The following is a 15,597-nucleotide window of genomic DNA, read 5'->3' as shown; positions in this document are numbered from 1 at the left end:
GGGTGCCGTTTAGCCAGCCAGGTATTGTTCGGTCGAGGTGACGGTCGCATAGGCGAATGCCAGTGCGGCCATGTAAGCCGCCTGCACCTGAGTTGCCGCCACATGGCTGCCTTCGAATTCCTGGTCGCGGGTCGCGCAGGCGTCGTGAATCACCGTGGTGGCGTAACCGTAGTCGGCGCTGGCGCGGGCGGCGGCGTCGATGCACATGTGGCTCATGGCGCCGACCAGGGTGATCTCCTTGATACCCGCGTTGTCGAGCAGGGCCTTCAGGTCGGTGCCGATGAACGCGTTGACCTTGTGCTTGAGCACCTGGCTTTCGCCCTCCAGGGGTTTCACGCTGGTGTGGATATGCGCGCCTTGCGAACCGGCGACGAAGAAGGGTGCGCCGTCGCCTTCGAATTCATGGCGCACATGGATCACCATCTGGCCGGTCTGGCGGGCGGCAGCCAGCACCCGTGCGGCGTTCTGCGCGGCTGCGTCCATGTCGTGCAGCGGCCATTTGCCGCCTGAGAAGTAGTCGTTCTGGATGTCGATGAGGATCAGGGCGCGCGTGCTCATGGTGTTCTCCGTGGGATATATGCGATACACCTTAGCCCTGACGTGCTCGGCTGGGCATGGGCAGGGCCGACATTCTGCAGGGAAAAACTGACAATGAAGCGATACGTGGAGATCGGGCTACTGCTGTATCCCGGTGTTCAGCTGGCGGCGGTTTATGGCTTGGGCGACCTGTTCACGGTGGCCAACCGCATGGCGGCCAGCCAGGGCCGCGAGGGCGTGCCGGAGCTGCGCGTCAGTCACTGGCAGGCAGACGATCAGGGATCGCTGCAGCGCGTCTATGACAGCGCTGCACAGCAGGCGGGTTGCCCGCAGGTGGTGATCCTCGCGCCGAGCCTGGAAGCCGTGCACGGCCGGCAGGTAGGCGAGCCATACTGCAGCTGGCTACGTGAGCGCCACGCCGCCGGCGTCACCCTGGCGTCGGTATGTGCAGGGGCTTTCCCATTGGCAGAAGCGGGGCTGCTCGACGGCCGCTCGGTCACTACCCACTGGGGGCTTGGCGCCGAGCTCGCGACGCGCTATCCCGCGGTGCGCGTGCTGCCAGAACGGATGATCGTGGACGACGGTGACGTGCTGACCGCCGGCGGTCTGATGGCCTGGACCGATCTTGGCCTCGCGCTGGTGACGCGTCTGCTCGGCGCGACCATCGCCGCAGAAACCGCGCGCTTTCTGGTGGTCGACCTGAACCGTACTTCACAACGTCACTTCAGCCGTTTCACCCCGATTTTCGACCACGGCGACGCGGCGATACTCGCCGTGCAGCACTGGCTGCAGGGGCTGGCAGTGGTCGATGTCGGCCTGGTCAGCATGGCCGAGCGAGCCAGCCTGGGCGAACGTACTTTCCTGCGCCGCTTTCGCGCGGCTACGGGTCTGAATCCTACGCAGTATTGTCAGCAACTTCGGGTCACCAGGGCGCGCGACCTGCTCGAGTTCACCCGGCAGAGCATCGATCAGGTGGCCTGGCAGGTCGGCTACCGGGACAGCGGCGCCTTTCGAACGGTATTCACCCGGCTTGTCGGCCTGTCGCCTGGCGATTACCGTAAACGCTTTGGTGCGGCGGCGCGCTAGCGTGGGCAGCGCCCGACGTCAGACCGAATCTTCGGCGGCCTTGCCGGCCGGATTCTCGCGGGTAGGCATGGCGAGTATTTCCGGCAGCACATCGCGGGCGAATACGCCGTGCAGGCGCCACAGCTCGGCGACCGGGTCGCGGTGGTGGTCGACACGGATGTCCCATAGTGGGTATTGCTCGCGGTCGACGATATAGATCACCGCCGATGACTCGCCATGGCGATCCCCGCCGCGGTCATCGCCGGCCTCCAGCGCGTCAATCAGGCGCTCGACCAGTGGCCGGTCTTCACCGAGGCGGAAGGCGTCGGCCACGGCATCCAGCACCTGCGGGCCGGCCAGGCGATTGCCCTGCACCGAGAACTGCTCGCCAGACAGCGAACCTGCCCAGGGAATGCATTCATCACCTGTCCAGCACACGCTGTCCCCGTTGCGGTCGATCAGCGCCAATTGCCGCAGTTGCATGCACGGGTCGGTGTCCATCAGCCTCTTCAGTGCAGCAGGCGCCGAATGGCCCTCGCGTAACAGCGCCAGCCCATCGAGCCCCAGGTACGGGTTCACCTGGGCCTGGGTCGCCACGGCGCCTGCTCCGGCGGCGGCATGGCTGAGCAGCTTGCCCACGGCGGGCATGGCGGTAGCGGCCGCCACGCCGAACTGGCCGGTGCGCGGGCAGCGGGCAACGATGGAAAAGGTCATGGGCAACTCCTGAGTGCGCGTGTCATTTAGGCCACCAACAGGGCCTTATCGTTCCGCTTGCCTGCAGCGTGGTGCTATCTGCATTGGTTGATAAGCATTATCATTGGTGGATTGCCGCCTCGCTTCCGGCGCATCGTCAAGAGCAACTCACCCAGATGGTCGATCTTCCATCCTCGCCCGAACCTCGCCCGCGCACTCCATCGGCCCCCGAACCGCTGGAGCGTGATGCGTTCGTGCGCACCTTTCTGGCCCGCCGCGCGCAGATGGAAGCGCTGCTGCGCCGGCGTGTCGGTTGTCGGGCGACGGCGGCGGATCTGCTTCAGGAGCTGTTCCTGCGCTTCTGGCGACGGCCCGGCGCGCCGCTGGAAGACATGGGCAGCTACCTGATGCGCAGCGCCCATAACCTGGCCATCGATCACTTGCGCAGTGAGGGCGCACGCTCGCGTAACGAGACGGACCAACAGCGCGAACAGCAGGGTGACAGTGCTGCTTCCCCGGATGCGGCCCTCGAGGCCAGAAGTGACCTGCGCCGTGTGGAAGCGGCCTTGCGCGCCTTGCCCGAGCGTACCCGGCACATCTTTTTGCTCAACCGCATCCACGGCCAGACCTATGGGCAGATCGCCCGCAGCATGGCGCTTTCCCAGAGCGCCGTGGAAAAACATATGATGCGCGCCCTGGAAGCTTGCAAGGCCAGCGTTATCGACACGTCGGCCAGCCCCTCACACGGAAACGTCGCCCCATGAGCCATGAGCCACTTCGTCAGGAGGGATCACTGTCGGCCATCGAGCAGGACGCCTGGCTGTGGCTCGGCCGTTTGCAGGGGCAGCCGGGCGACAAGGTGCAGATGGCCTTCGAGCAGTGGTTGGCCGCGGCGCCCGAGCATGTCGACACGTTCGTGCGCATGCAGTCGCTCTGGCACCTCGGCCGCCCGGCTGCTCAGCGCCTGGCCCAGGAAGAGGCTGTCGCTTTGCAGCGGTACTTGCATCCGCCGGCGAGTAAACGCCCCTACTGGTCCGCCGCACTGGCGATGGCCGCCTGCCTGCTGATCGTAGTGTGGGGTGGCGGTTGGCAGCCACTGCGCTGGGCCGACGACCTGGGCGCAGATGTGGTGTCGGCGCCCGGGCAGGTGCGCAGCGTGACGCTGGGCGACGGCTCCACCGTGGTACTGGATGCCGACAGCGCCATCGCCGTCGACTACGGCGCAGGCGAACGGCATGTCGAGCTGCGCCGTGGCGCGGCGTATTTCAGCGTGGTACCGGGCGAGGTGCCGTTCACTGTCGCGGCTGCGGGTGGCGAGGCACGCGTACTCGGCACCCGTTTCGAGGTCCGCCGCATCAATCAAGGCGCCCGGGTTTCGGTGTTGCAGGGCCGGGTCGCCGTGCGCGGCGGGCCGCTGGAGGCGCCACGGGTGTTGGCCGCTGATCAGCAGCTGAGCTTTGCCGATGGCGCCAGCGCCAACCTGCGCAGTGTCGACGCCGAGGCACTGACGGCGTGGCGTGATGGCCGCTTGAGTTTCTACCGCGCGCCGTTGGGCGAGGTGCTGGATGAACTGCGCCGCTACTACCCGGGCCGCATCCTGCTGCTCGATGATGAGCTGCGTGAGCGGCGAGTCAGCGGCAGCTTCGCCAGTCACGACCCGCTGGCGATTCTCGATGCGCTGCAGGGCGTGGTCGGCTTCGAGCAACACCGTGTTCTGGGGCGGCTGGTCATCCTGCGTTGAAAATATTTCGCCAGTTCGGTGAGGTAAATCCTTCTGGCGTTCGTGTAGTGCTTGAAATGCGAGAAGTTCGCAGATGAGAGCCACTACAGCTGGGGTTGAAACCACGATGAATGACCGCATGATGCGTCGGCAGGATGCCTTCTGGAAACGCCTGAGCCTGGCAGTCCTGCTCGGCACCGCGAGCCTGCCGCTGGTGCAGCCAGCCCTGGCTCAGTCTGCCACTGAGCAGGCCGCGACCTACGCGTTCGCCATCCCGGCGCAGGCCTTGCCGCAGGCGCTGGATGCCTTCAGCCGGGTCACCGGCATCAATGTGGTGTACACCGATGAAGCGCCATACCGCATGCAGGCGCCCGCGCTGAATGGGCGCATGACTGCCGAGCAGGCGCTGGCCCGATTGCTGGCCGGCTCCGGCTTTAGCTACCGCCAGCCCAGCGCCGGCACCGTGGCGCTGCAGGCATTGCGCAGCGAGGGCGCGGTCAATCTGGATGCCGTGAACATCCAGTCGCAGCGCACCCCGAGCTACAGCTACCAGCCGCCGGAAACCACCTCGCTGACGCGCAGCGATACGCCGCTGCTGGAGATTCCCCAGGCCGTTGCCGTGGTGACGGCCCAGGCGCTGCAGGACCAGCAGCCGCAGAACCTCGACGACGCACTGGTCAACGTCAGTGGCATCACCCAGGCCAATACCCTGGGCAGTACGCTGGATGCGGTGATGAAGCGCGGCTTCGGCGACAACCGCGACGGCTCCATCCTGCGCGATGGCATGCGCACCATCCAGGGGCGCAACTTCACCGCCACTGCCGAGCGCGTGGAGGTGCTCAAGGGGCCGTCGTCGATGCTCTACGGCATTCTCGATCCGGGTGGCGTAATCAACGTGGTGGGCAAGAAGCCGCAGTTGCAAAGCTACCGGGCCATCACGGGGCGTGCGTCGACCTATGGCCATGGCAGGAACGGCAGTGGCGGCACGCTGGATGTCACCGGCCCGCTGGGCGAAACGGGTTTGGCCTACCGCCTTATCGCCGATTATGACGACGCCGACTACTGGCGCGAGTTCGGCCACAACCGCGACAAGACTTTCGCACCCTCCCTGGCCTGGTACGGCGAAGACACCACGGTGACCCTCAGCCACGAGTACCGCGAGTATTCGGTGCCGTTCGACCGCGGGACGATCTTTCGTGATGGCAAGCCGCTGGACGTTCCTGCCGAGCGTCGTATGGACGAGGCCTACAACATCACCGATGGCCGCTCGCACCTGACCCTCTTCGACCTGTCCCGTCAGCTCAACGAAGACTGGAAGGCCCACTTCGCCTACAGCTACAACCGCGACCGCTACGACGATTATCAGGCGCGCATCTTCCGTGAGCCTGGAACGGCATCCAGCAACGCCTACACACGGCGCTTGGACGGCACCCAGGGGGCGGTCAGCACCTCGCATTTCGCCACTGCCGACCTGGACGGCACGGTCACGCTCGGCGGCATGCAGCACGACCTGCTGATGGGCGTGGACCACGAATACCGCAAGTTCTACCGCGAAGACCTGCTGCGTCAGAATACTGCTATCCGCTTCGATCCCTTCAACCCGGTATACGGCGCCGTGCCGATCCCGACAGCGGTCGCCGCCAGCGACAGCGACCAGACCGATCGGGTGGTCACCCAGTCCGCGTTCTTCCAGGATTCGGTGCACCTGGGCGAGCGGTGGATCTTCGTGGCCGGCGCCCGCTATCAGCTCTATGACCAGCTTGCCGGGCGCGGCCGGCCGTTCAGCAACAACACCGACATCGACGGCCAGGTGTGGGTGCCACGCGTCGGCCTGGTGTACAAGCTCAACGAGGAGCTGTCGCTGTATGGCGGTTATACCGAGTCATTCAAGCCCAACTCGACCATCGCGCCGCTGACCGGTAACGCCTCCATCGACGGCGTGCAGCCGGAGGAGGGCAAGAGCTGGGAGATCGGCGCCAAGCTCGATAGACCCGGGCGTATCACCGGCACCCTGGCGCTGTTCGATATCGTCAAGGAAAACGTGCTGGTGACGCAGACCGATCCTGGGACCGGACTCTCGGTCGCCAGCGGCGCTGGCGAGGTGCGTTCCCGAGGCGTTGAACTGGACGTGACCGGGCAGTTGACCAACGACCTCAGCCTGATCGGCACCTACGCCTTCACCGATGCCGAAGTGACAAAGGACCCGGAGCTCAAAGGCAATGGCCTGCAGAACGTTGCCCGGCACACTGCCTCGCTGTACGGCGTGTATGACCTTGGCCAGCTATTCGGCGCCGACCGCCTGCGCGCCGGTGTGGGCGCCCGCTACGTGGGTGACCGAGAAGGCGATGCGGCCAACAGTTTCACCCTGCCGTCCTATACCGTGGCCGATGCCTTCACCAGTTACGACACGCGCCTGGGCGATAACAAGCTCAAGCTGCAGCTCAACGTGAAGAACCTGTTCGACAAAACCTACTACAGCTCGTCGGTAAACAACCTGGCCGTCTCCGTCGGCGAGCCCCGCCAGGTGCAGCTCTCCAGCACCCTGGAGTTCTGAACCTGCTCACCCCCGAGCCGGGTAGCCGGCGAATGGTGGCCGTTACGCGATGGTGCAGGACGGCCGCAATCGTTCGCGCCGAGGGCGATGCTCCCACGCGATGGGTGGCTCCGCCGTGACTCATCGTGGGAGCCGCGACCCCGCGGCGAATGGCGGCCGTTACGCGATGGTGCAGGACGGCCGCAATCGTTCGCGCCGGGGGCGCCGCTCCTACGCAATGGGTGGTGATGCCGCGATCACTTGTAGGAGCCGCGACCCCGCGGCGAATGGCGGCCGTGACGCGATGCTACGGTAAGCCCGCAATCGTTCGCGCCGGGGCGACGCTCCTACGAGAGAGGTGGTGATGCCGCGATCACTTGTAGGAGCCGCGACCCCGCGGCGAATGGTGGCCGTTACGCGATGGTGCAGGACGGCCGCAATCGTTCGCGCCGGGGGCGACGCTCCTACGCGATGGGTGGTGATGCCGCGATCACTTGTAGGAGCCGCGACCCCGCGGCGAATGGTGGCCGTGATGCGATGCTACGGTAAGCCTGCAATCGTTCGCGCCGGGGGCGACGTTCCTACGAGAGAGGTGGTGATGCCGCGATCACTTGTAGGAGCCGCGACCCCGCGGCGAATGGTGGCCGTGACGCGATGGTGCGGTATGGCCGCAATCGTTCGCGCCGGGGGCGACGCTCCTACGCGAGAGGTGGTGATGCCGCGATCACTTGTAGGAGCCGCGACCCCGCGGCGAATGGAGGCCGTGACGCGATGGTGCGTTATGGCCGCAATCGTTCGCGCCGTGGGCGACGCTCCTACGCGAGAGGTGGTGATGCCGCGATCACTTGTAGGAGCCGCGACCCCGCGGCGAATGGCGGCCGTTACGCGATGGTGCAGGACGGCCGCAATCGTTCGCGCCGGGGGCGACGTTCCTACGCGATAGTGTCGGGCGCGCCCCATAAACGCGAAAGCCCGGCACTTGGCCGGGCTTTCGTTTACTGCAGGGCGTTGCTTACTGCACTTCCACCGCCAGGCTGTCGGCGATCTTCTTGTTCCAGATCGCCGGGCCAGTGATGTGCACCGACTCGCCGTTGCTGTCGACCGCTACGGTAACCGGCATGTCCTTCACGTCGAACTCGTAGATCGCTTCCATGCCCAGTTCGGCGAAAGCCAGCACCCTGGACTTCTTGATCGCCTGCGCCACCAGGTAGGCGGCGCCGCCGACGGCCATCAGGTACACGGCCTTGTTGTCCTTGATCGCTTCGATGGCGGTCGGGCCGCGCTCGGATTTGCCGATCATGCCCAGCAAGCCGGTCTGCTCGAGGATCTGCCGGGTGAACTTGTCCATCCGCGTGGCGGTGGTGGGGCCGGCCGGGCCAACCACTTCGTCGCCGATCGGGTCGACCGGGCCGACGTAATAGATGAAGCGGCCTTTCAGGTCGACCGGCAGTTCTTCACCCTTGTTGAGCATCTCGACCATGCGCTTGTGCGCCGCGTCGCGGCCGGTGAGCATCTTGCCGTTGAGCAGGATGGTCTCGCCCGGCTTCCAGCTCTGCACGTCTTCCGGGGTCAGGGTGTCGAGGTCGACACGACGCGCCGACGGGCCCGCTTCCCAGACGATTTCCGGGTAGGCGTCCAGCGATGGTGCTTCCAGCTCGGCCGGGCCGCTGCCATCGAGCACGAAGTGGGCGTGGCGGGTAGCGGCGCAGTTGGGAATCATGCACACCGGCAGGCTCGCTGCGTGAGTCGGGTAATCCATGATCTTCACGTCGAGCACGGTGGTCAGGCCACCCAGACCCTGGGCACCGATGCCCAGTTGGTTGACCTTCTCGAACAGCTCCAGGCGCATTTCTTCGATCTTGTTCTGCGGGCCACGGGCTTTCAGCTCGTGGATGTCGATGGATTCCATCAACACTTCCTTGGCCATCACCGCCGCTTTCTCGGCGGTGCCGCCGATGCCGATGCCGAGCATGCCTGGCGGGCACCAGCCAGCGCCCATGGTCGGAACGGTCTTGAGCACCCAGTCGACGATCGAGTCGGACGGGTTGAGCATGGCCATCTTCGACTTGTTCTCGGAGCCGCCACCCTTGGCCGCGACGTCCACTTCCACTTTGTCACCGGGGACGATGGAGTAGTGGATCACCGCTGGGGTGTTGTCCTTGGTGTTCTTGCGGGCACCGGCCGGGTCGGCCAGGATCGAGGCGCGCAGCACGTTTTCGGGCAGGTTGTAGGCGCGGCGCACGCCTTCGTTGATCATGTCGTCGACGCCCATGGTGGCGCCGTCCCAGCGCACGTCCATGCCGACCTTGACGAACACGGTGACGATGCCGGTGTCCTGGCAGATCGGGCGGTGGCCGGTGGCACACATGCGCGAGTTGATCAGGATCTGCGCCATGGAGTCGCGCGCGGCCGGCGATTCTTCCTTCAGGTAGGCTTCGTGCATCGCCTGGATGAAGTCGACGGGGTGGTAGTAGGAAATGAACTGCAGGGCGTCGGCGACGCTCTGGATCAGATCGTCTTGCTTGATCACGGTCATGCGGGGCGCTCCCTTGTAGGGCAGGAACTGAGGCGCCGGAACATGGCCGGCGCGTTCTAGAAGGCGCGGCAGTATACCGCGGGGCAGGCGCCTCGGACACCCGTAGGGGCAGGCCGCGATAAGCGAAAGCGTCGCTAGGCTTTTTACCAGCTCGCGGGTAGAGTGGCGGCTAGTTGCCAGTATGGGACGGAGCCCGTGAACTCAAGCAACCGCCGTTTGACCCAACGCACGCTGCAGAATCTGCTGATGAAACGTTTCGGCATGGCTGTAGCGAGCTACCTGTTGATCACTGCACTGGCGGGGATCGCCTATTGCCACGAGCTTTTCAGCGTGAGTGGCAGTGCGGTCGCAGGCCTGGTGGGCGTTGCCGTGCTCAGTCAGATGGGTTTTTACGGTTTGTTGCTGAGCGGCCGCAACCTTGCCTTTCGCGACCCCAGCCTCACCGAGGTGCAGGTGCTCGTCGCGCTGGGCATGGCGACCGCGCTGATGGCGATGCTCGGTGAAGCCCGTGGCAGCATGCTGCTGATCTATCCCATGGTGTTGTTGTTCGGCCTGTTTCACCTACCACGACGCGTGTTTTTCCGCTGCACTGGCCTGGCGTTTCTGGGCTTCGTACTGGTCAATCTTTACGAGGCCTATCAGATGCGCATGCGTGACCCGGGCCTGGCGACCCTGCAGGTCTGCGCGTTGGGGCTGGGGCTGCTGTGGCTGAGCGTGTTCGCCTCCTACATGCAGAGCATGCGCCAACGGATGCGCCAGCGCCGCTTCGCGTTGCAGGCCCACCAGGAAACCTTGCGTGGGATGATGCGCCAGCTGGAAGACCTGGTGGCCACCGACGAGCTCACCGGGCTGTTCAACCGCCGCCATTTCCTGCGCATGGCGGCCCTCGAGCTTGAGCGGTTGACGCCCAAGCGCCAGCACGGGCTGGCGCTGATTGACCTCGATCATTTCAAGACCATCAACGACCGCTATGGGCATGCCGCCGGAGACCGGGTGCTGCAGGCATTCGCCAGCGTGGCGGCAGGTTGCCTGCGCGAGGGTGACACCGTCGCGCGCTATGGTGGGGAAGAATTCGTGCTGCTGGTGCCCGATACCGATCCGGTGGCCTTCCGGTCCTGCTGCGAGCGACTGCGTATGGCCTTCATGGAAATCGAACCGAGCGGTGTCAAGGTGCAAAACCCCAGCCTATCCGTGGGGATGACGATGGTGGCCATGCACGACGATCTCGACGAAGCCCTGCATCGCGCCGATCAGGCGCTGTACCAGGCCAAGCGCAGCGGCCGCAACCGCTGCGCGGCTACCTGGGAAGCCGTCGATGCCTGAGATACGGGTCGGTGACCGGTGCATCAGCGTGGCCACCGGCAGCAACCTGCTCGACTCGCTGCTGCACGCCGGGGTCGCCGTTCCCCATAGCTGCCGCGCCGGCAGTTGCCAGGCCTGCGTGGTGCACTGCCTGGTCGGCGATCCGCTGGATGCCCGGCCCGATGCCCTCGACCCGCAACGTCGCCAGGCCGGTTGGCGGTTGGCCTGCCAGTGCCGGGTGGTCGAGGACCTGCAACTGCAGACCTTCGACCCCCTGCGTGACGGCATACCAGCGCGGGTTCAGGCCTGCGACTGGTTGAGCGAGCATGTGCTGCGCATCCGTCTCGTGACGCAGCAGCCGGTGCGTTACCGCGCTGGCCAGCACCTGCTGCTGTGGACCGCGGATGGCATCGCCCGACCTTATTCGCTGGCCAGCCTGCCGGAAGAGGATGCCTGTCTCGAATTCCACGTGGATTGTCGCCAGCCCGGCGCATTCAGCGACGCCGCCCGGCAGTTCACGGTAGGTGCACAGCTGCGCCTTGGCGCGTTGAGCGGCGGGGCGCTGCACTACGACGTCGATTGGCAGGCCAGGCCGCTGTGGCTGCTTGGCAGCGGAACCGGGCTGGCGCCACTGTACGCGGTGCTCCGCGAAGCGCTGCGCCAGGCGCACCAGGGCCCTATCCGGGTCATGCATATCGCGCGTTCGCCGGGTGACCACTACCTGGCCGAGGAGCTGGCCGACCTTGCCCGCCGCTATCCTCAGGTCGAGGTGGAACTGGTCGACAAAGCTGAACTGCCCGAGTGGCTGAAGGCGCTGCGGCTCGCCTCGCGGCAGACGATTGCCTTGCTCTGCGGTCGGCCGGAGACCGTCGAGTTGCTCGCCCGGCGCCTTTACCTGGCCGGCCTGCCTCGCAGCCAGCTGTTCACCGAACTGTTCCTGCCCCACGCCTGACGGGTGCAAAACGAAAAGGCCCGCGATCAACGCGGGCCTTCTGGCTGGAGCGGCGGCTGGTCAGACCAGCGCATCACCGACATGCAGGATCTTCATGCCGTTGGTGCCACCAATGGTGTGGTAGCTGTCGCCCTTGGTCAGGATCACCCAGTCGCCTTGCTGCACGAGGCCGCGCTTGAGCAGTTCGTCCACCGCTGCCTGGCTGACTTCGCCCGGTGGAAGGGCCGCCGGATCGAAGGGGATGGTATACACGCCACGGAACATTGCCGAACGCGCCTGGGTGTCACGGTGCGGGGAGAAGGAGTAAATCGGCACCGAGGAGCGGATGCGCGACATGATCAGCGGCGTGTAGCCGCTCTCGGTCAGGGCGATGATGGCCTTGACGCCCGGGAAGTGGTTGGCCGTGTACATCGCCGCCAGGGCAATGCTTTCGTCGCAACGCTCGAAGGTCTTGCCGATACGGTGGCTGGAGCTCTTGCCGGTCGGGTGACGTTCGGCGCCCAGGCAGATACGCGCCATGGCCTGCACCGCTTCCAGCGGGTAGGCACCGGCGGCGCTTTCCGCCGAGAGCATGACCGCGTCGGTGTAGTCGAGCACGGCGTTGGCCACGTCGGACACTTCGGCACGGGTCGGCATCGGGTTCTGGATCATCGACTCCATCATCTGGGTCGCGACGATCACCGCCTTGTTGTGGCGGCGGGCGTGCAGGATGATCTTCTTCTGAATGCCGACCAGTTCGGCGTCGCCGATTTCCACACCCAGGTCGCCACGGGCCACCATCACCACATCGCTGGCCTTGATCAGACCGTCGAGGGTTTCGTCGTCGGCGACCGCTTCGGCACGTTCGATCTTGGCGACCAGCCAGGCCTTGCCGCCGGACTCGTCACGCAGTTGGCGGGCGTATTCCATGTCTGCCGCATCACGCGGGAAGGAAACGGCCAGGTAGTCCAGGTCCATTTCTGCCGCGAGCTTGATGTCGGCCTTGTCTTTCTCGGTCAGGGCTGGAGCCGTCAGGCCGCCGCCACGGCGGTTGATGCCTTTATGGTCGGACAGCGGGCCGCCGATCAGCACCACGCAATTGAGGGTGTCGGCAGTGGTGGTTTCCACGCGCATGACCACACGGCCATCGTCGAGCAGCAACTCGTCACCTACGCCGCAATCCTTGACCAGATCCGGGTAATCAATACCCACGATGTCCTGGTTGCCGTCAGTCAGCGGATGGCTGGTGGAGAAGGTGAAACGATCACCGACCTTCAGCTCGATACGCTTGTTGGCGAACTTGGCGATACGGATCTTCGGTCCCTGCAGGTCACCCAGCAGCGCGACGTGACGGCCGTGTTTGGCGGCGATGTCACGAACCAGCTTGGCGCGGGCCTTGTGGTCTTCGGGCGAGCCGTGGGAGAAGTTCAGGCGGGCAACATCGAGCCCTGCAAGAATCAGTTGTTCCAGCATTTCCGGGGAATTGCTGGCTGGGCCGAGGGTGGCGACGATTTTGGTGCGGCGAGCGGTCATGCGCGGACTCCTAAGTTGAAGCAGACCGCGAGGCTACTACGCCGCAGCGCTGTAGTCATTGTTCCTCTGCACTACTTTTCGGCAGCGAGTTTCACCACCAGCAGGTCACAGTCCACCGATTCGAGCAGGCGTTCGGCGGTGTGGCCGATGAGAATGGTATCCAGGCGGCCGCGGGCGATCGCGCCCATCACCAGCAGGTCGATTTGGTGCTTTTGCACGAAGCGCGGCAGCATGTTTTCCGGCGCGCCTTCGAGCAGGTGGGCCGAGTCGTCGGCAATGCCGTGCTGGCGAACCAGTTCGGCAAAGGCCTCGTTGTGCTGCTGCGCATCGTCGGCGACGAACTGCTGGTAGGTGGCCAGCAACTCGGTGTTATTGAGTAGCGTGCGCGGCAGGGGCGCATGGCAGTGCACCACGTCGGTGTGCATGCCGAGTGCGCTGGAGAGTGCCAGGCTGGTGCTGATCAGGTGGTGGTCCAGGGCGGCGGGCTTGTCGTCCTTGTGCAGCGGATCGACTGCCGTGCACAGGTTGTGCCCGCGCCAGTCGGCGTGGTGCACCAGCCACAGCGGGAAGGGGCAGTGGCGCATCAGTTGCCAGCAACTGTCGGTCAGTAGCAGGCGGCGCAGCAGGTTGTTCTGGGCAGCGGATTTCAACACCAGGTCGGGCTTGAGCTGCGCCGCCACCTCGAGCACGGTTTCGTGCAGCCGTTTGCCCCAGCGCACCTCCTGCCGGATCGCCAGGCCTTCCTCGCGTAAGGGGTCAAGCAAGGTATCCAGCCACTCGCCGCGCTGCTCCAGCAGCGCATCTCGCGCCCTGTTCTGCAGGGTGTTCTCGAGCAGGCTGCCATCCAGAGCAGCGTTATACTCGACGAGCAGGATGTGCAGCCGCGCCTGAGTACCACGCGCCAGCCAGGCTGCACGCTCGAGCGCCGGATGGCTGGGTTGGCTGGCATCGATCACGACCAGTAGCTGTTCGAGTTTCATGACGTCGACCTCGCGGAGTTGGTGGACCTGATTGCATCCCATCGCATGACGGCATGCGTTGACATGCATCAGCTTAGAAGACCGAGCCAATCCTTTCTTTCTTCGCGAGTCACAACGCAATGCAGTATGTTGCGACAGTTCAGTTTTTCCGGTCTGCGCCGATACGCTCTCCATTGGAGGAGAAACCCATGCGTATTCTGTTAGTGCTGTGCTGTGTGCTGATGATCGGCGGGTGTAGCCGCATGTCGCTCGACCATCACCTGAACAAGGCGTACCACGCCTACGAACTGGGTGATTGTGACGACGCCTTGCTGTACCTGTCTCAGGCCGAGCGGGTAAGCCGTTCACGCAGCTATATTCAGCCGGAGATTTCCCTGCTGCGTGGCCAGTGCCTGGAGCGCCAGAGCCTGTACATCGATGCTGCGCAGACCTACCAGTTCATCATCGGCCGTTATCCCACCAGCGAGTATGCATTCCGGGCTCGTGCGCGTCTGGAAACCCTGCGCCAGCTAGGCCATCATGGCTTGCCGGAGCCCGCCAAGGTATCGCCTGCTGGAGCGCTTTGACGGCCACCTGATGGAATAGGGACTGGTGTAATGCGCGCATGGATCAGCCTTCTGTTGCTGCCCACCCTGGCCCTGGCGGACGTTTATCGTTGGGTCGACGAGCAGGGGCGGGTGCATTACGGTCAGCAGCCGCAGGCGGCAGAGGCCGAGGTTATCGACATCCGCCCGCAGGTGGTGGAACGCGATGCTTCTACCCGCGAGCGCGAACAGCGCAGCGAGCGTTATTTCCAGGCCCGCCGTGAAGAGCAGGCCCAGGCTGCGCAGGTGCGCCGCCAGCAGCAGGCGGAGCGGGCAAAGGAGTGCCAGGCATTGCGCACGCAGCTGGCATCCATTCCGCAAGGCCGACGGTATTATGAGCCTGGTGCCGACGGTGAACGCCGCTACTACAGTGATGCGGAGCTGGACGCCGGGCGGGAGTACCTGCGTCGCCAGTTGTCCGAGCGGTGCAATTGAGGCTGGCCAGTTCAACAGGCTGGCGGCATACTCACCCGACACTCATAGCGTTTCGCCATTATGAATGCCAATCGCCATATAGAGCGGCACCAGTTGCCGTACTACCTCAACGTCTTCAATGCCTTCACCGACAAGCCGATCGGTCACCTGGGCAATGTCTCGCTGGATGGTCTGATGCTGATCAGCCAACTGCCCGTGCTGGTGGGCGGCTGTTTCGACATGCGCCTGAAGATTCCGGGCCAGGACTCCATTCGGCACATCGACTTCAGGGCCACGTGCCAGTGGTGCCACGAAGACGTCACGCCGGGCAGCTTCGACTCTGGCTTCGTGCTCAGTGCGCCACCGGCAGACTACGTCGAGATGGTCGACGCCCTGCGCTATTACTTCAGCTTTCATCCGCTCGCCGCCTCGGTCTGACCCCGCGCTGACCATCCGCTGGTGTGCTGCGTCTTTGCGGCGCGGTGCGTCGGCGCCTGTCTTGCGATAAACCGTGCGCCTGCGTAAGCGCTGATTTGTTCTCTGTGCATGTAAGTATTTGCTTACGCGAGCTGTAAGCATTGCTGGCATTTTGCCGCTGTAAAGCTGGCGGTGCGGTTTTAGATCTCTTAAATTTATGATTATAAAGGAATTATTTTTTATGCTGATGCCCGGCGCGTCAGCTGTGGGAATAACCGCGCCGTTGTGATTAATACCAGCATCGCTAGTATCTGAACCGTGCTTAGGGATAAAGCGCAGGTTGCCAGGGATA

The 15,597-nt window shown here is 64.6% G+C and carries 14 protein-coding genes; 9 read left to right on the top strand and 5 right to left on the bottom strand.

Going from position 1 to position 15,597, the window contains the following annotated elements; genetic code table 11:
• Window positions 1–9: 9 nt before the first annotated feature.
• Complete coding sequence (locus ACZ0AV_RS07620) at window positions 10–558, bottom strand: cysteine hydrolase family protein (protein WP_499150472.1); 549 nt, start codon at window positions 556–558, stop codon at window positions 10–12.
• 93 nt (window positions 559–651) lie between these two features.
• On the opposite strand from ACZ0AV_RS07620, the gene ACZ0AV_RS07615 reads away from it, so the two are divergent.
• Window positions 652–1,623 carry a GlxA family transcriptional regulator gene (locus tag ACZ0AV_RS07615; protein ID WP_499150471.1) on the top strand — a complete coding sequence of 324 codons (972 nt, stop codon included), beginning with the start codon at window positions 652–654 and terminating at the stop codon, window positions 1,621–1,623.
• An 18-nt stretch (window positions 1,624–1,641) separates the two neighbouring features.
• Here the strand turns inward: ACZ0AV_RS07615 and ACZ0AV_RS07610 are convergent, their stop codons facing one another.
• On the bottom strand, window positions 1,642–2,316 hold the full coding sequence (locus ACZ0AV_RS07610; protein ID WP_499150470.1) for a DUF1028 domain-containing protein: 675 nt from the start codon (window positions 2,314–2,316) through the stop codon (window positions 1,642–1,644).
• Window positions 2,317–2,471: 155 nt separating this feature from the next.
• On the opposite strand from ACZ0AV_RS07610, the gene ACZ0AV_RS07605 reads away from it, so the two are divergent.
• The 3 genes from ACZ0AV_RS07605 to ACZ0AV_RS07595 all read left to right on the top strand — a co-directional run bounded on the left by ACZ0AV_RS07605 (window position 2,472) and on the right by ACZ0AV_RS07595 (window position 6,569).
• A complete protein-coding gene (locus tag ACZ0AV_RS07605) occupies window positions 2,472–3,059 on the top strand; it encodes an RNA polymerase sigma factor (protein WP_499153325.1) in 588 nt (195 codons plus the stop codon).
• Window positions 3,056–4,036 (top strand): FecR family protein, encoded by a 981-nt coding sequence (locus ACZ0AV_RS07600; protein ID WP_499150469.1) that lies wholly within the window; start codon window positions 3,056–3,058, stop codon window positions 4,034–4,036. The genes ACZ0AV_RS07605 and ACZ0AV_RS07600 overlap by 4 nt, the downstream gene beginning before the upstream one ends.
• A 118-nt stretch (window positions 4,037–4,154) precedes the next feature.
• On the top strand, window positions 4,155–6,569 hold the full coding sequence (locus ACZ0AV_RS07595) for a TonB-dependent siderophore receptor (protein WP_499153324.1): 2,415 nt from the start codon (window positions 4,155–4,157) through the stop codon (window positions 6,567–6,569).
• A 991-nt stretch (window positions 6,570–7,560) separates the two neighbouring features.
• Here the strand turns inward: ACZ0AV_RS07595 and ACZ0AV_RS07590 are convergent.
• Window positions 7,561–9,084 carry a fumarate hydratase gene (locus ACZ0AV_RS07590; RefSeq protein ID WP_499150468.1) on the bottom strand — a complete coding sequence of 508 codons (1,524 nt, stop codon included), beginning with the start codon at window positions 9,082–9,084 and terminating at the stop codon, window positions 7,561–7,563.
• Between the two features lie 195 nt (window positions 9,085–9,279).
• Between ACZ0AV_RS07590 and ACZ0AV_RS07585 the strand changes: the two genes are divergently transcribed.
• Entirely contained in the window at window positions 9,280–10,407 is a 1,128-nt protein-coding gene (locus tag ACZ0AV_RS07585; RefSeq protein ID WP_499150467.1) for a GGDEF domain-containing protein, read from the top strand.
• Complete coding sequence (locus ACZ0AV_RS07580) at window positions 10,400–11,338, top strand: iron-sulfur-binding ferredoxin reductase (RefSeq protein ID WP_499150466.1); 939 nt, start codon at window positions 10,400–10,402, stop codon at window positions 11,336–11,338. Before ACZ0AV_RS07585 ends, ACZ0AV_RS07580 begins: the two co-directional genes overlap by 8 nt.
• A gap of 60 nt (window positions 11,339–11,398) precedes the next feature.
• On the opposite strand, the gene pyk is transcribed toward ACZ0AV_RS07580, so the two are convergent.
• On the bottom strand, window positions 11,399–12,850 hold the full coding sequence (pyk, locus tag ACZ0AV_RS07575; protein WP_070881430.1) for a pyruvate kinase: 1,452 nt from the start codon (window positions 12,848–12,850) through the stop codon (window positions 11,399–11,401).
• Between the two features lie 71 nt (window positions 12,851–12,921).
• Window positions 12,922–13,830 (bottom strand): universal stress protein, encoded by a 909-nt coding sequence (locus tag ACZ0AV_RS07570; RefSeq protein WP_499150465.1) that lies wholly within the window; start codon window positions 13,828–13,830, stop codon window positions 12,922–12,924.
• A 188-nt stretch (window positions 13,831–14,018) separates the two neighbouring features.
• On the opposite strand from ACZ0AV_RS07570, the gene ACZ0AV_RS07565 reads away from it, so the two are divergent.
• Genes ACZ0AV_RS07565 through ACZ0AV_RS07555 form a run of 3 tightly spaced genes read left to right on the top strand, consistent with a single transcriptional unit; the run spans window position 14,019 to window position 15,266 of the window.
• Complete coding sequence (locus ACZ0AV_RS07565; protein ID WP_499150464.1) at window positions 14,019–14,396, top strand: tetratricopeptide repeat protein; 378 nt, start codon at window positions 14,019–14,021, stop codon at window positions 14,394–14,396.
• 30 nt (window positions 14,397–14,426) lie between these two features.
• Window positions 14,427–14,849, top strand: coding sequence for a DUF4124 domain-containing protein (locus ACZ0AV_RS07560; RefSeq protein ID WP_499150463.1), 423 nt, complete (start codon window positions 14,427–14,429; stop codon window positions 14,847–14,849).
• Between the two features lie 60 nt (window positions 14,850–14,909).
• Entirely contained in the window at window positions 14,910–15,266 is a 357-nt protein-coding gene (locus ACZ0AV_RS07555) for a PilZ domain-containing protein (RefSeq protein ID WP_499150462.1), read from the top strand.
• The last annotated feature ends 331 nt before the right edge of the window (window positions 15,267–15,597 follow it).

The organism is Pseudomonas sp. AC532 (genome assembly GCF_979258965.1).
Note: the sequence above shows the minus strand (reverse complement) of the source record. Positions and strands in the feature narration are given on the sequence as shown.

Bases quoted from the DNA above. Each gene is read 5' to 3' on its own strand.
- ACZ0AV_RS07610 (WP_499150470.1), bottom strand. From the start codon at position 2,316: ATGACCTTTTCCATCGTTGCCCGCTGCCCGCGCACCGGCCAGTTCGGC.
- ACZ0AV_RS07580 (WP_499150466.1), top strand. From the start codon at position 10,400: ATGCCTGAGATACGGGTCGGTGACCGGTGCATCAGCGTGGCCACCGGC.
- ACZ0AV_RS07570 (WP_499150465.1), bottom strand. From the start codon at position 13,830: ATGAAACTCGAACAGCTACTGGTCGTGATCGATGCCAGCCAACCCAGC.
- ACZ0AV_RS07565 (WP_499150464.1), top strand. From the start codon at position 14,019: ATGCGTATTCTGTTAGTGCTGTGCTGTGTGCTGATGATCGGCGGGTGT.
- ACZ0AV_RS07600 (WP_499150469.1), top strand. From the start codon at position 3,056: ATGAGCCATGAGCCACTTCGTCAGGAGGGATCACTGTCGGCCATCGAG.
- ACZ0AV_RS07590 (WP_499150468.1), bottom strand. From the start codon at position 9,084: ATGACCGTGATCAAGCAAGACGATCTGATCCAGAGCGTCGCCGACGCC.
- ACZ0AV_RS07595 (WP_499153324.1), top strand. From the start codon at position 4,155: ATGATGCGTCGGCAGGATGCCTTCTGGAAACGCCTGAGCCTGGCAGTC.
- ACZ0AV_RS07560 (WP_499150463.1), top strand. From the start codon at position 14,427: ATGCGCGCATGGATCAGCCTTCTGTTGCTGCCCACCCTGGCCCTGGCG.
- ACZ0AV_RS07605 (WP_499153325.1), top strand. From the start codon at position 2,472: ATGGTCGATCTTCCATCCTCGCCCGAACCTCGCCCGCGCACTCCATCG.
- ACZ0AV_RS07615 (WP_499150471.1), top strand. From the start codon at position 652: ATGAAGCGATACGTGGAGATCGGGCTACTGCTGTATCCCGGTGTTCAG.
- pyk (WP_070881430.1), bottom strand. From the start codon at position 12,850: ATGACCGCTCGCCGCACCAAAATCGTCGCCACCCTCGGCCCAGCCAGC.
- ACZ0AV_RS07555 (WP_499150462.1), top strand. From the start codon at position 14,910: ATGAATGCCAATCGCCATATAGAGCGGCACCAGTTGCCGTACTACCTC.
- ACZ0AV_RS07620 (WP_499150472.1), bottom strand. From the start codon at position 558: ATGAGCACGCGCGCCCTGATCCTCATCGACATCCAGAACGACTACTTC.